Origin of the sequence: Selenomonas ruminantium subsp. ruminantium ATCC 12561 (assembly GCF_000424065.1) — a bacterium.
GTDB classification, from domain to species: Bacteria; Bacillota; Negativicutes; order Selenomonadales; family Selenomonadaceae; genus Selenomonas_A; species Selenomonas_A ruminantium.
The window spans coordinates 38,120-51,052 of the sequence record NZ_AUJE01000003.1 but is presented as its reverse complement, the minus strand read 5'-3'; the positions used below and the strand labels follow the sequence as shown (position 1 = coordinate 51,052).

Annotated in this window: 16 protein-coding genes; 14 read left to right on the top strand and 2 right to left on the bottom strand. The window is 50.3% G+C overall.

The window, feature by feature from the left end; genetic code table 11:
- The first annotated feature begins 55 nt into the window (after positions 1-55).
- The 13 genes from G598_RS0101970 to G598_RS18885 all read left to right on the top strand — a co-directional run bounded on the left by G598_RS0101970 (position 56) and on the right by G598_RS18885 (position 11,402).
- On the top strand, positions 56-715 hold the full coding sequence (locus G598_RS0101970) for a hypothetical protein (protein WP_026765526.1): 660 nt from the start codon (positions 56-58) through the stop codon (positions 713-715).
- 51 nt (positions 716-766) lie between these two features.
- Positions 767-1,174, top strand: coding sequence for a hypothetical protein (locus G598_RS0101965; protein ID WP_080656914.1), 408 nt, complete (start codon positions 767-769; stop codon positions 1,172-1,174).
- A 1-nt stretch (position 1,175) separates the two neighbouring features.
- Positions 1,176-2,312 (top strand): DUF2800 domain-containing protein, encoded by a 1,137-nt coding sequence (locus tag G598_RS0101960; RefSeq protein WP_026765524.1) that lies wholly within the window; start codon positions 1,176-1,178, stop codon positions 2,310-2,312.
- The gene (locus tag G598_RS0101955; protein ID WP_026765523.1) at positions 2,305-2,856 is read left to right on the top strand and encodes a DUF2815 family protein; all 552 of its coding nucleotides are present in this window, start codon (positions 2,305-2,307) and stop codon (positions 2,854-2,856) included. Before G598_RS0101960 ends, G598_RS0101955 begins: the two co-directional genes overlap by 8 nt.
- A 63-nt stretch (positions 2,857-2,919) precedes the next feature.
- Positions 2,920-4,869: a DNA polymerase gene (locus G598_RS0101950; protein WP_026765522.1), complete on the top strand. Its 1,950-nt coding sequence runs from the start codon at positions 2,920-2,922 to the stop codon at positions 4,867-4,869.
- A 152-nt stretch (positions 4,870-5,021) separates the two neighbouring features.
- Positions 5,022-5,798, top strand: a complete 777-nt coding sequence (locus G598_RS0101945; RefSeq protein ID WP_037362931.1) for a phage antirepressor — start codon at positions 5,022-5,024, stop codon at positions 5,796-5,798.
- A 3-nt stretch (positions 5,799-5,801) separates the two neighbouring features.
- Positions 5,802-6,215, top strand: a complete 414-nt coding sequence (locus G598_RS0101940; protein WP_026765520.1) for a DUF7768 domain-containing protein — start codon at positions 5,802-5,804, stop codon at positions 6,213-6,215.
- Positions 6,212-8,449: a phage/plasmid primase, P4 family gene (locus G598_RS0101935; RefSeq protein ID WP_026765519.1), complete on the top strand. Its 2,238-nt coding sequence runs from the start codon at positions 6,212-6,214 to the stop codon at positions 8,447-8,449. The genes G598_RS0101940 and G598_RS0101935 overlap by 4 nt, the downstream gene beginning before the upstream one ends.
- A 157-nt stretch (positions 8,450-8,606) precedes the next feature.
- Positions 8,607-8,885: a VRR-NUC domain-containing protein gene (locus G598_RS0101930; protein WP_026765518.1), complete on the top strand. Its 279-nt coding sequence runs from the start codon at positions 8,607-8,609 to the stop codon at positions 8,883-8,885.
- A gap of 5 nt (positions 8,886-8,890) precedes the next feature.
- The gene (locus G598_RS0101925) at positions 8,891-9,154 is read left to right on the top strand and encodes a hypothetical protein (RefSeq protein WP_026765517.1); all 264 of its coding nucleotides are present in this window, start codon (positions 8,891-8,893) and stop codon (positions 9,152-9,154) included.
- Complete coding sequence (locus G598_RS0101920; RefSeq protein ID WP_026765516.1) at positions 9,154-10,503, top strand: DEAD/DEAH box helicase; 1,350 nt, start codon at positions 9,154-9,156, stop codon at positions 10,501-10,503. Before G598_RS0101925 ends, G598_RS0101920 begins: the two co-directional genes overlap by 1 nt.
- Entirely contained in the window at positions 10,500-10,937 is a 438-nt protein-coding gene (locus G598_RS0101915) for a hypothetical protein (RefSeq protein ID WP_026765515.1), read from the top strand. The genes G598_RS0101920 and G598_RS0101915 overlap by 4 nt, the downstream gene beginning before the upstream one ends.
- Before the next feature lie 111 nt (positions 10,938-11,048).
- Positions 11,049-11,402 (top strand): HNH endonuclease, encoded by a 354-nt coding sequence (locus G598_RS18885; RefSeq protein WP_026765514.1) that lies wholly within the window; start codon positions 11,049-11,051, stop codon positions 11,400-11,402.
- 8 nt (positions 11,403-11,410) lie between these two features.
- On the opposite strand, the gene G598_RS0101905 is transcribed toward G598_RS18885, so the two are convergent.
- Together G598_RS0101905 and G598_RS0101900 are read right to left on the bottom strand one after the other, a co-directional pair.
- Complete coding sequence (locus tag G598_RS0101905) at positions 11,411-11,692, bottom strand: type II toxin-antitoxin system YafQ family toxin (RefSeq protein ID WP_026765513.1); 282 nt, start codon at positions 11,690-11,692, stop codon at positions 11,411-11,413.
- On the bottom strand, positions 11,689-11,961 hold the full coding sequence (locus G598_RS0101900) for a type II toxin-antitoxin system RelB/DinJ family antitoxin (protein ID WP_026765512.1): 273 nt from the start codon (positions 11,959-11,961) through the stop codon (positions 11,689-11,691). The genes G598_RS0101905 and G598_RS0101900 overlap by 4 nt, the downstream gene beginning before the upstream one ends.
- Positions 11,962-12,273: 312 nt before the next feature.
- Here G598_RS0101900 and G598_RS0101895 point away from each other — a divergent pair, with 312 nt between their 5' ends.
- Positions 12,274-12,807 carry a P27 family phage terminase small subunit gene (locus tag G598_RS0101895; protein WP_026765511.1) on the top strand — a complete coding sequence of 178 codons (534 nt, stop codon included), beginning with the start codon at positions 12,274-12,276 and terminating at the stop codon, positions 12,805-12,807.
- Positions 12,808-12,933: the final 126 nt, after the last annotated feature.

The window sequence follows — 12,933 nt, the reverse complement described above, 5'->3', positions numbered from 1 at the left end:
AGCCTCCCTTTTGTATCTCGTGTCACCTGCGGATTCAGGCAGGGAGGACACGAAAATGAAAGTTCTGCTCAATTCGACAATTAACGACTACACCAGTAAAGAGGTTCACGCTCTCCAGAAACGCGGATTTAGATTTGTTTTTTGCGCTAACCTGGAAGCTTATGTACCCAAGGCAATCCTGATTCACGAAGGCGGCGAAAGCCGTAGCACTAATTTAGAGGAGCTTATTACCCGACGCGAAAATGGCGAGAGGTTTCTCAAGGTAGCAGGAAAGCCTATCTATGTGCCCGTGGATGCAGAAAAATACATGAAGATAATGCGGCCCATCTGGCGTGAAGACCGCCGTGCAAAACGTGAACTGGAATGTTTATATAAAAATAATAGAAAATTATGTCAATCTCAGAACTGCGAGAAGTGCCTACATCAGACATATTTAAAAGAATCATTCAATTTTTTGGATGATAAGGATAGCAGGGAATTGTTGTCCGATGATGATGTGGCAGATACTTTAGCAAAGCAGAAAGCCTATGAGGAGATGTACAAGGCTGTCGGTAAACTTGCCCTCACTGCCCTCAAAATACTGTTGATGAAGGCCAATGGTATGTCAGAAAGGGATATTGCCAAGGAGCTGGGATTTAAGTCCAAGACCAGTGTTCATAAGCGGATGGACAAGGTTTTGCCGCCTTTACGAAAGCACCTCGAAAGTTTTTTATAAAAGCTGGTGACCAAAATCGACGTTCCTGTCCTCTAATTGGTGAAGGGGGGAATGAGAAATGCAAAATCCAAGTCTTCTGGTTATCAGCCTTATAGCCAGAAACGCCGCAAGGAAGATTTTGAGGAGGTACAAATGATGAAGCAAGATGAAATGCAAACGCTGGCAAGCGTAGTGGACAGCATGCACAAACTGGCCGAGGGGCTGGAAACGCTGGCGATTTATCTGTTGCGTGATGCTGGTGATAAGCAGGCAGTATCGGACGCAAAGGCAACAGAAGATGTTAAGCCTGCTCAGCCCAAAGTGATGCTGGAAGAAGTCCGGGCAGTTTTGGCAGAGAAAAGCAGTGCTGGGCACACAGACGAGGTGCGTAAGCTCTTGCAGGATTTTGGTGCTGCAAAACTTTCAGCAGTAGATCCCAAGGATTATGCAGCCCTCAAGGCTAAAGCGGAGGTGCTTTGAGATGGCGGCAAGAGCACATGCAAAATTGTCTCCATCCGGGGCAGAACGGTGGCTTGTCCACTGTACACCGTCAGCAAGTCTTGAAACACAGTTTCCTAACTCTGCTGGGGAGGCGGCAGAAGAAGGCACAGCGGCTCATGCTCTTTGTGAGCACAAGTTAAAGAAGGCACTGAAACGCCGGAGCCGCCGTCCTCATTCGGATTTTGACTCCGATGAGATGGAGGACTGCGCCGATGGTTATGTGGCTTTTGTGGTGGAGCAGATGCAGGAAATTCCCAATGCCATGGTGTGTATTGAGCAAAAACTGGACTTGAGAGAATTTGTGCCAGAGTCCTTTGGTACAGCAGATTGCCTTATTGTAGGTGACGGCATTCTCCACGTCATTGACTTCAAATATGGTCTTGGGGTGCTGGTAGATGCTGAGCAGAATCCACAGATGATGCTTTATGCACTGGGAGCACTGACCATGTTTGGCAGTCTCTACGATGTGTCCAAGGTCAGAATGTCCATCTACCAGCCTCGCCGTGAGAACGTGTCCACTTCTTGGTCTATCTCTGCTGATGAACTTATGACCTGGGCCGAGAAAACGGTAAAGCCCAGAGCACAGATGGCCTTTAAAGGTGAAGGCGAGTTTGCGGCAGGTGCCTGGTGCCAGTTCTGTAGGGCATCTCCCCGTTGCAGGGCAAGAGCCGAAGCCCAGCTGACTGTGGCGCAGGATGAGTTTCGCCTGCCACCACTATTAACAGATGAGGAGATAGCAGACCTGCTGCCTCGACTGCCGGAACTGGTCAAGTGGGCTAATGCGATTTCTGCCTATGCTTTAGAGTCAGCAGTCAACCATGGCAAGAAATGGTCGGGCTACAAACTTGTGGCAGGTCGTTCCGTCAGAAAATATGCTGATGAGGGAAAGGTGGCTGAAGCCGCAAAATCTGCTGGCTTTAAGGACATCTTCGAGCATAAACTCATCACCCTTACCAGTATGGAAAAACTGATGGGAAAGGCAACATTCAACGAGGTCTTAGGCGGTTTGATTATAAAGCCGCAAGGCAAGCCGACACTTGTGCCAGAGAGCGACAAGCGTCCGGCAATAGATGTAGTTTCAGAGTTTACGAATTTGGAGGAAAAAGAAAATGGCTAACAATCTTAAGACAAAAGTAATCACCGGTATCGTTCGTCTCAGCTATGAGCATGTGTGGGAGCCTGCCAGTATCAATGGCGGGGAGCCGAAGTATTCTGCATCGCTCATCATCCCTAAGAGCGACAAGAAGACCATAAAGGCTGTTGAGGAGGCCGTTGAGGCTGCTATCACTGAGGGCATCGGCAAGTTTGGCGGCAAGAAGCCAAACAAAGCTGCACTGAAACTGCCTCTTCGTGATGGGGATACGGAGCGTGAGGATGAGGCATACAAGGATGCCTTCTTCATCAATGCCAATAGCAAAACGGCTCCGCAGATTGTCGACCGTGCCGTGCGTCCTATTCTGGACAGGAACGAGGTTTATAGCGGCTGCTATGTCCGTGCCTCGATTTCTCTGTATGCCTTCAACAGTAACGGCAACAAGGGCGTTGCCTGTGGGCTGAATAATTTGCAGAAGGTTAAGGATGGTGAGCCTTTGGGCGGGCGTACCAGTGCCACGGATGATTTCACCGCTTTGGACGGTGCAGACGATGACTTTCTGTCCTAAAAGTAATTAAGTTTTGCAGGGCGGCGGCTTTAGGGTCGCTGCCTTTTGCATAGGAGGCACAAAATGGTTTTAAGCATAGATATTGAAACATTCAGCAGCGTGGATTTATCAAAATCCGGGGTGTATAAATACGCCGCAAGCCCGGATTTTGAAATCCTGCTCTTTGGCTATTCGGTGGATGGCGGTGCTGTTCATGTGGTGGACTTCACCCATGGAGAGGAATTACCGCAGGAAATCCTGTCGGCTCTACTGGATGATGAAACATCCAAATGGGCATTTAACTGTACCTTTGAGCGTACCTGTATTGCCAGGTTCCTGCAGGATAAGGGCTTGCTGGCAGAGGGGAAGTTTCTAGACCCGGCATCGTGGTATTGTTCTATGGTGTGGTCTGCCTATATGGGACTGCCGCTGTCGCTGAAGTCAGTAGGTGCGGTGCTGGGCTTGGAGCAGCAGAAAATGGCAGAAGGACAAGACCTTATCCGCTACTTTTGTTGTCCCTGCAAGCCGACCAAGACCAATGGTGGCCGCAAACGTAACTTGCCCGCCGATGCCCCGGATAAGTGGGAGCTGTTCAAAAAATATAATCAGCGTGATGTGGAAGTGGAACTTGCCATCAAGGAACGGCTGGCCAAGTTTCCTGTGCCAGACTCAGTTTGGCGGGAATACCATCAGGATCAGGAAATCAATGACTGTGGCATTCTGGTAGATATGTCTTTGGTGCGAAATGCCATAGCTATCAGTCAGAAGTGTACGGAGGAGAATCTTAAACGTGCACAGGCCATCACAGGATTGGAAAATCCAAACTCTCCAATCCAGCTCAAGGAATGGTTGGCAAGTAACGGCATATCCGTGGATTCACTGGCAAAATCAGAGGTGGAACGCCTGCTTAAGGAGACTACGGGGCAGGTACATGAACTGCTTGCCTTGCGGCAGCAACTCTCTAAATCCAGCGTCAAGAAATACACCGCCATGGTCAATGTGGCTGGAGCAGATGACAGGGCACGTGGCCTTTTCCAATTTTACGGAGCCAATCGCAGTGGCAGGTTCGCAGGGCGGCTGGTGCAATTACAAAATCTTGCTCGGAACAGTATGCTAGATTTGGATGAAGCCCGTCAGCTGGTAAGGCGGGGAAACTATGATGCCCTGCATCTTCTGTATGATTCCGTGCCGGATGTGCTCTCCCAGCTTATCCGCACAGCCTTTGTGCCGAAACCTGGTTATAAATTCATAGTGGCCGATTTTTCAGCTATCGAGTGTCGTGTTCTGGCATGGTTGGCAGGTGAACAGTGGGTGTTGGATGTCTTTGCCAATAACGGTGACATTTACTGCGCCTGTGCCGAAAAGATGTTTCATGTGCCAGTGGTAAAGCATGGCCAGAACGGTGAACTTCGACAAAAGGGAAAGCAGGCAACTTTGTCCTGTGGCTATGGCGGCTCCGTCGGTGCCTTAAAGGCTATGGGAGCATTGGAGGCTGGCATGAAGGAAGATGAACTTCAGCCATCGGTTGACGCATGGCGGGAGGCCAATCCTAATATCGTGAAGTTTTGGTGGGATGTGGACAGGGCCGCCAAGGAGGCTGTGAAGAAGAAAACCACTACGGAAACTCATGGCATACAGTTTGTCTGCCGGAGTGGCATGCTGTTCATTGAACTGCCGAGCGGCAGGCATTTATCCTATGTGCAGCCACGGATAGGTGAGAATCGGTTCGGTAGCGATTCCGTCACTTACATGGGCATTGGTGCTGCCAAGAAGTGGGAACGCATCGAGACTTTCGCAGGCAAACTGGTGGAGAATATCACCCAAGCGGTGGCCAGAGATGTGCTCTGCTATGCCATGCAGACTCTTGGTGATGCGCGAATCGTCATGCACGTCCATGATGAACTGATTATTGAGGCAGAGCAGGGGTTCTCCTTGGAGGAAGTCTGCGATAAAATGGGGCGCACACCGCCATGGGCACCGGGGCTGATTCTTCGAGCAGATGGCTATGAGTGCCGGTATTACAAAAAAGACTGATTTATGCAGGGGCAGAAAAATCTGCTCCTTTTTTTATTTTTGGGTGACCAAGGTGGCCTATTTTGTCCTCTTACCTATGAAGGGGTTGATTTTTTCGCCTCTATATGTAGGAGTTAACAATTCTATCGCCCATAGGGCAGGAGGACAACATTATGATTCAGGTTTTCGAGAACAAAGAGTTCGGCAAGGTGCGTACCATGGAGGTCAACGGTGAGCCGTTTTTCGTGGGCAAGGATGTGGCAGAAATCCTCGGATACGCTGATACCAACAAAGCAATCGCCATGCATGTGGATGAGGAAGATAAACTCAACGACAAAACGGCGTTGAGTTTGGGACAGCGTGGTGGTTGGCTTATCAACGAGTCTGGTCTTTATAGCCTCATCCTTACCAGCAAACTGCCGAAAGCAAAGGCGTTTAAACGTTGGGTAACCTCCGAGGTGCTGCCGTCTATCCGCAAGCATGGTCTTTATGCAGTGGATGAGATTCTGGCAAATCCGGATATTGTCATCAAGGCTTTACAGGAACTCAAGTCCGAGCGTGAAAAGCGCAGGTCGCTGGAAGGAACGGTGGCCGTGCAGAATCAGCAGATTGCCGAAATGCAGCCGAAGGTCAGCTATTACGACCTTATCCTGCAGTGCCCGGATTTGATGTCCATTACCACCATTGCCAAGGATTATGGCTGGTCGGCAAAACGGCTCAATGCCTATCTGCATGAACAAGGAATTCAGTTCAAACAGAGCGGCATCTGGCTTTTGTACCAGCAATATGCAGAGCAGGGGTACACCAGCACCAAGACCCATAACTATGCTGGCGAAGATGGCACTCAGCATGCCAAACCGCATACTTACTGGACTCAGAAAGGCAGGCTGTTCCTTTACGATTTTCTGAAGGCACGTGGCATCCTGCCGCTTATCGAAAGGGAGGATTGATGTATGTGTATTGAGAGATTTAATTCTGAGGGCTATGCAGATACTACGGCTCAATCTGCCCTGGCGAAGGTCGAGGCGGCTGAACGCCGTAATGCCTGGCCAGTAGTGTATGTCTGCTCTGCCTATCGCGGCAATGAGCGGGTGAATGTACTGAGAGCCAGAAATTACTGTCGGTTCGTGGTGAGTAAGAAGCGTGTGCCGATAGCCCCGCACTTGCTCTTTCCGCAGTTTGTCACTGAGGCAACAGAGCGGGGGCTGGCCATGAAGATGGACTGCCTGCTCCTGCGCAGATGTGATGAAGTCTGGGCCTTTGGCGAGATTACCGAGGGTATGACCATGGAAATCGAGATGGCAGCAGATGAGGGCAAGCGGGTGCGGTATTTCACCCGTGATTTGAAGGAGGTAACAAGAGTATGAGGTTTACGTTACATACGGCTGACTGCCGTGGCAATGAGAAGAATGTGTGCTATCCGCATGAATGCCGGATTAGCAGTGAGGCTGAGTTCATGGCGGCAGTGGCGGTTGACCATGTTTGTGCTGCATTCCAAGGATGTAGGCGTAGCGTGGGAAATTTCCAGAGTGCGGATGTGCTAGTGATGGATTGCGATAATGACCATTCAGATGTTTCTGCTGAGTGGGTAATGCCGGAAAAGCTGGCAGATATGTTGCCGGATGTGAGTTATGTACTGGCTACCAGCCGGCATGATGGGGAAGTAAAGGACGGCAAGTCACCACGCCCCAGGTTCCATGTGTATTTTCCTCATGAACCTATAGAGGAGGCAGGGGAATATGCCGGGCTGAAACGTGCCATTCAGGCAAGGTTTCCCTTTTTTGATGGCAACGCTCTTGATGCGGCGCGGTTCATTTATGGACATCCCTGTGAGAAGGTAGTCTGGCACGAAGGGGAACAGTCCATTGAACAGGTGGTGCTGGCCTGTCAGACAACGGAAAGTATACCGCAGGGACAACGCAACAGTACTATGTCACATTTTGCAGGCAAGCTGGTGAAGCGTTATGGGGCAACGGAACGGGCTCATGAGATTTTTCTTGAGAAAGCCGCCAAGTGTGAGCCGCCTCTGTCCGATGAGGAACTGGACAAAATTTGGCATAGTGCAGAGGGCTTTGCCAAAAGGGTACAGGGGCAGCCTGATTATGTGCCGCCAGAGGAGTATGAGTTCCAACATATATCTTTGAAACCTGCAGATTACAGCGATATTGGACAGGCCAAGGTACTGGCCAGGGAATACCGAGATGAACTCAAGTACACGCCCGCCACAGATTATCTTCGCTATGACGGCGTTACCTGGAATGAATCAAGGGCACAGGCCATTGGTGCCATGGAGGAATTCCTGGATTTGCAACTGGCTGATGCTCAGGATGAAGTTAAGGCGGCAGTCAAGGAACTTACAGACTTGGGCGTGGCACAGGAAAAACTGGCCAAGGGCGGCAGGACGCTGGAAAAGGAAATCACGGAAGCGCAGATGAAGGCATACGCTCGTTATCAGTCGGCTATTAGTTACCTTGCCTTTGTACAGAAACGCCGGGACATGAAGTATGTACTGTCTGCCCTGCAGGCGGCAAAACCTATGCTGGAAATCAAGGTGGATGACCTTGACCATGACGCTTTTCTGCTGAATACACCGAATGGAGCATACGACCTGCGGCTGGGGCTGTCTGGCAGAAAGGAACATTCGCCTTCTGACTATGCTACCAAGGTTACTTTTGTCGCACCGGGGGAGCAGGGGGCGAAGATTTGGCAGGATGCCATGGGAACATTCTTCTGCGGTGACATCGAACTTATGGATTACGTGCAGCAGATTGTTGGACTGGCAGCAGTGGGCAAGGTGTATGTGGAGTCTCTCATCATTGCCTATGGTGATGGTCGCAATGGCAAGTCAACCTTTTGGAACACTATCGCCAGAGTGCTAGGGACGTACAGTGGCAATATCTCAGCAGACACTTTGACCGTTGGCTGCAAGCGGAATGTGAAACCGGAACTGGCCGAAGCCAAGGGAAAACGTATGCTGATTGCGGCAGAGCTTGACGAGGGTATGCGGCTCAACACATCACTCATCAAGCAGCTTTGTTCCACGGATGCCGTCCAGGCTGAGAAGAAGTACAAAGACCCGTTCCATTTTACGCCGAGCCATACCCTGGTGCTCTACACTAACCATCTGCCGAGGGTAGGTGCCAATGACCCAGGTACTTGGCGGCGATTGCTGGTCATCCCTTTCGATGCTGTTATTGAGGGGAATAGCGACATCAAGAACTATTCTGATTACCTCTTTGATGAGGCTGGGCCAGCGGTGCTTGCCTGGGTCATTGAAGGGGCGCAGAAGGTCATCCAGAGCGGATTTCATTTGGACAGACCTTCTTGTGTAGAAAGTGCCATCGATGCCTATCGCGATAACAATGACTGGCTGGGGCATTTCCTAGAGGAATGCTGCCTGGTGGACAAGACCTATCACGAAAAATCAGGAGCATTGTATAACGCCTATCGGGCTTATGCTGCTAGTACAGGCGAGTATGTGCGTAGTACGACAGACTTCTATTCTGCCTTGGAACTGCGTGGTTTTAAGAAACATAAGACAAGAAAAGGCATAATGGTTGACGGTTTGATGCTGATTGAAGGTCGTGAATTCCTGACCTGAAATATCTGAGTGAGCAGGTCGGAGCAGGTCTTATATAAAACCCCCTTTAGGGCTGTTTTTTACCTAAAAATCCTATATAGAGAGGTTTATGTAATGACTTGCTCCGACCTGCTCATTGGAGCTAAAAATGGCTTAATGACGCGGATGGGAGGACATTATGCGTGAAAGAGATATCGAACGCAAACTCGTGGTGGAAACGGTACGGCGCAGAGGTGTGGCATTGAAGTTTGTCAGCCCAGGTTGCATTGGAGTTCCTGACCGCATCGTGATGCTGCCTGATGGCAAGATGGGCTTTGTGGAACTCAAGGCGCCTGGGAAAAAGCCCAGACCGATACAGGTACGCCGTATACAGCAGATGAGAAAAATGGGTTTTAAGGTATTTGTAATTGATGGCGTAGAGCAGATTGGCTCTGTGCTGGATGCGATTGGAGAGTGAGCAAAATGGAACTTAGCCATGTAGACAAAATGATGGCTGGCATTAAGCCCGGTGACAAGATTGATTTCAACAGCTACGGAGCCTGCGATAGCGCAATCAGACTGGGCAGGAGCAGCAGTTCTGCTATTCCTGCCATTGGCACGGTGTTGAAGGTTTATCCCCGTTATGTGCTGGTAAAACTGAAGGTTGCCAGGGAAGGTGTCTATTGGGGCAGCATCAAGACGGTGAACGGCATCGGCTGGCCGCTTTACAAGAAGGAGATGGCATGATGGACTATTCACCGCATCAGTATCAGGACTTTGCCACTGACTTCATTGTGAAGAATCCGGTCGCAGCCATTTTTCTTGACTGCGGTCTTGGCAAGACGGTAATCACCCTGACCGCGATTGAAGAACTCTTGCATGATAGTTTTGAGGTCAGCAGGGTGCTGATTATTGCCCCTCTCCGTGTAGCACGGGACACATGGCCTGCAGAGATACAGAAGTGGAGTCACCTTTCCAATCTGACCTATGCCGTGGCTGTGGGCAGTACCGCCAAGCGGATAGCTGCCCTTCAGCAGAGAGCCGAGGTCACCATCATCAACAGAGAAAATGTGGACTGGCTGGTGAGCCACAACACCTTTGACTTTGACATGGTGGTCATTGACGAGCTGAGTTCCTTCAAGTCTAGACAGGCCAGGAGGTTCAAGGCTCTTATGCGGGTACGTCCTCTGGTGAAAAGAATTGTGGGGTTGACGGGGACACCAAGTTCTAATGGACTTATGGACTTGTGGGCTGAGTTCCGCCTGCTGGACATGGGCAAGCGGCTGGGCAGGTTCATCGGTCACTACCGCGATGAGTTTTTCCTTCCGGACAGGCGCAATCAGCAGATAGTCTTTTCTTACAAGCCCAAGGCTGGGGCAGAGGAAGAAATCTATCGGCGGATAAGCGATGTGACCATCTCCATGAAGTCGGCAGATTATCTCAAGCTGCCACCGCTGGTGGTGAGCACCAAGACTGTAGCCATGACGGCAAAGGAGCGCCGCGCCTACGACAGTCTTAAAAAGGACTTGGTGGTGTCCGTGGGCGACACCGAGATTGATGCCGTAAGTGCAGCGGCTCTGTCCAATAAGCTCCTGCAGATGGCTGGCGGTGCTGTCTATGATGGCGATGGCACGGCTCATGTCATCCATGCCCAAAAACTGGATGTCTTGGAGGACTTGGTGGAAAGTGCCAACGGCAGACCGGTGCTGGTGGCATATTGGTTCAAGCATGAAGCCGAGCGCATTAAGGAGAGACTGAAGGTCAGGGAGATAAAGACCAGTCAGGACATTGCCGACTGGAACGTAGGAAAGATTCCTGTGGCACTTATCCATCCAGCATCAGCAGGTCACGGACTGAACCTGCAGAAAGGCGGCTCTATTCTCATTTGGTTCAGTTTGACATGGAGTTTGGAACTCTATCAGCAGACCAATGCCCGGCTCTATCGTCAAGGGCAGAAAGACACCGTCAGCATCATCCACATCATCACCGAGGGCACGATTGATGAAGATGTCATGAAGGCTTTGGAGCGGAAGGACAAGACGCAGACCGCCTTGATTGATGCAGTAAAAGCTAACCTGGGAGGGAATCAGAAATGACAGCAAAGGAATATCTGAAGCAGGCATACTGGGCTGACCAGCGGATAAACAGCAAACTGAATCAGCTGGCATCACTGAAAGACATGGCTACCAAAGCCACATCAACCTTGGGAACGGAGCCTGTCAGCGGCACACGGAATGTTCAGCGGATGGCAGACACCATCGATAACATCATTGCCTTGGAGAACGAAATCAACGATGACATTGACCATCTGGTAGATTTGAAGCGAGGTGTCATGAAGACACTCAGCAAGGTGCAGGACACTAACTGCCTGATGCTGTTGGAACTCCGGTATCTCAGCTTCAAGTCTTGGGAGGAGATTGCGGCAGAGATGCATTACGGCTCCCGCTGGGTACACATCCTGCATTCTAAGGGACTCGCCGCTGTAGAAAAAATCTTGGGAAAAAATAAAGAGTGCACAAAAATTCACTAGAATTCCTACCTCAAAGTGCTAAAATGGTAACATGAAATAAAAAGATGAAGACCTCCAAAGGGAGCAATCCCTGAGGAGGTTTTTTAGTGCCCGGAATCGAGGTGAACCAGAGTGCCAAGAAAACCAAAGCGACCCTGTCGGTATGGTGGCTGCCCAAAGCTGACAGACCACAAAAGCGGTTACTGCGAAGACCATCGCAAGATGATGGAACGGCACTACGAGCACTTCGCCCGTGGCTACGACCACCACAAGCGGTACGATGAGAACTGGCGTAAGGTTCGAAACCGCTACATCAGCAGCCATCCGCTCTGTGAACAGTGTCAGAGTCAGGGCAAATTCACTGCGGCCAAGCTGGTGCATCACATCAAACCGCTGGCAGATGGCGGCACTCATGACGAGAGCAACCTGCAAAGCCTGTGCATCAGCTGTCATGAGAAGGTTCACCAAAGAAAAAAGCCGTCCTAATGGACAGCTTATAGATTGAGCAATTCTGCATGGGTTCCTGTTTCAGCCAAGGTTAGGGTGAGGACATCGTCTTCGATGAGGTAAATCAGAAGCCAGTCTGGCTGAATGTGGCACTCACGGAATCCAGCCCAATTGCCATGAAGTTCGTGGTCACGGTATTTGGCATCCAGTTTGTGCCCCTGCCGCAGTTCCTCGACAACATCATCAAGCAGCTGAAGATTCAAGCCACGTTTCTTGGCTCGTTTGTAACTTTTCTTGTAGGCATTGGTAAATTTTACATGATAGGTCATTCTTCTAGTGCCCTCTTTAAGTCATCCATGCTGTCATAGCTGGGAACATTGGGGTCGCGAGAAATGCGCCGAGCATCTTCCATTGCTGCCAGAGTGCTTTGCTTGTAGTGTGGCATCTCAATGGAAAAAGGAATGCCACCGCGAAGGACGCACTGATGCAGAAACATATTCACGGCGCCGGACATATCTAAGCCAAGCCCTGCGAACAGCGCACCGGCTTGCTCTTTGATGTCACGGTCAATTCTTATTTGAGTTGGTACAGTTGCCATGATTAACACCACCTTTGCTTTGATTATAATCCATTCGGTTTACGATGTAAAGCAAATTGTTGTAAGGATAGGGACAGGGGCGGTCGAAATCTTAAAAAGCCCGCGAAGCCCCGTCCGGCGTGGGGGCACACGCGAAAAAATCATTTTTCAAACAGGGGAATAGGGCAGGGCGGTGGCAAAGTCCGCTGACTGCCGATTGTACGGGGTTCACGGCAATGTCGAAAGGTCGCATAGTCCTTTGAAAAACGCCGATTTTGTTTGAAAAACGTTTGAAAAAATCAAGAAATCAAACGAGGGAAGGGAGAGATGAGAATGGCCAAAGACGGAACAAATCGCGGCGGTGCCAGAGCAGGTGCTGGGCGTAAGAAGAAAGCCCTCGCCGATAAAATCAACGAAGGCAAGACCGCCAAGGTGACGGTGCTGCCAACGGCTAATCTTAAGGGCATGGAAATGCCCGCTCCCAAGGAGTACCTCAAAGCGCCCCAGAAGAACAGGCAGGAAAATTACGCTGTGGAGATTTACGAAAAGACATGGAACTGGCTGAATGAAAAGGGCTGTGCCGAACTGGTCAGCCCGGAGCTTATTGAGCACTACGCTATGACCGTGTCTCGTTGGATTCAATGTCAGGATGCAATTTCAAATTACGGATTCCTTGCCAAGCATCCAACGACTGGGGCGGCTATCGTATCTCCTTATGTGAACATCAGCTTGCAGTACATGAAGCAGGCCAACCAGCTGTGGTATCAGATTTACCAGGTTGTGAAGGAAAACTGCTCGGAGGGTTACAGCGGAGCCAATCCGCAGGATGATGTGATGGAACGGCTGCTCCGTTCACGAAAAGGATAAAGAAAGCGAGAACCATTGGCGGCTCTCGCTTTTGTCGTTCTTATGGAAAACTATCTGCGGATAGTTTTCTGCGGCGCAGGTGTGTTTTCCTGCTTGGCTTGGATAAAATTTTGGGAGGTGTATTAC

What these genes read in the sequence shown, in the direction of transcription:
- G598_RS0101970 (WP_026765526.1), top strand. Translation starts at nt 56, where the DNA reads ATGAAAGTTCTGCTCAATTCGACAATTAACGACTACACCAGTAAAGAG.
- G598_RS0101965 (WP_080656914.1), top strand. Translation starts at nt 767, where the DNA reads ATGAGAAATGCAAAATCCAAGTCTTCTGGTTATCAGCCTTATAGCCAG.
- G598_RS0101960 (WP_026765524.1), top strand. Translation starts at nt 1,176, where the DNA reads ATGGCGGCAAGAGCACATGCAAAATTGTCTCCATCCGGGGCAGAACGG.
- G598_RS0101955 (WP_026765523.1), top strand. Translation starts at nt 2,305, where the DNA reads ATGGCTAACAATCTTAAGACAAAAGTAATCACCGGTATCGTTCGTCTC.
- G598_RS0101950 (WP_026765522.1), top strand. Translation starts at nt 2,920, where the DNA reads ATGGTTTTAAGCATAGATATTGAAACATTCAGCAGCGTGGATTTATCA.
- G598_RS0101945 (WP_037362931.1), top strand. Translation starts at nt 5,022, where the DNA reads ATGATTCAGGTTTTCGAGAACAAAGAGTTCGGCAAGGTGCGTACCATG.
- G598_RS0101940 (WP_026765520.1), top strand. Translation starts at nt 5,802, where the DNA reads ATGTGTATTGAGAGATTTAATTCTGAGGGCTATGCAGATACTACGGCT.
- G598_RS0101935 (WP_026765519.1), top strand. Translation starts at nt 6,212, where the DNA reads ATGAGGTTTACGTTACATACGGCTGACTGCCGTGGCAATGAGAAGAAT.
- G598_RS0101930 (WP_026765518.1), top strand. Translation starts at nt 8,607, where the DNA reads ATGCGTGAAAGAGATATCGAACGCAAACTCGTGGTGGAAACGGTACGG.
- G598_RS0101925 (WP_026765517.1), top strand. Translation starts at nt 8,891, where the DNA reads ATGGAACTTAGCCATGTAGACAAAATGATGGCTGGCATTAAGCCCGGT.
- G598_RS0101920 (WP_026765516.1), top strand. Translation starts at nt 9,154, where the DNA reads ATGGACTATTCACCGCATCAGTATCAGGACTTTGCCACTGACTTCATT.
- G598_RS0101915 (WP_026765515.1), top strand. Translation starts at nt 10,500, where the DNA reads ATGACAGCAAAGGAATATCTGAAGCAGGCATACTGGGCTGACCAGCGG.
- G598_RS0101905 (WP_026765513.1), bottom strand. Translation starts at nt 11,692, where the DNA reads ATGACCTATCATGTAAAATTTACCAATGCCTACAAGAAAAGTTACAAA.
- G598_RS0101900 (WP_026765512.1), bottom strand. Translation starts at nt 11,961, where the DNA reads ATGGCAACTGTACCAACTCAAATAAGAATTGACCGTGACATCAAAGAG.
- G598_RS0101895 (WP_026765511.1), top strand. Translation starts at nt 12,274, where the DNA reads ATGGCCAAAGACGGAACAAATCGCGGCGGTGCCAGAGCAGGTGCTGGG.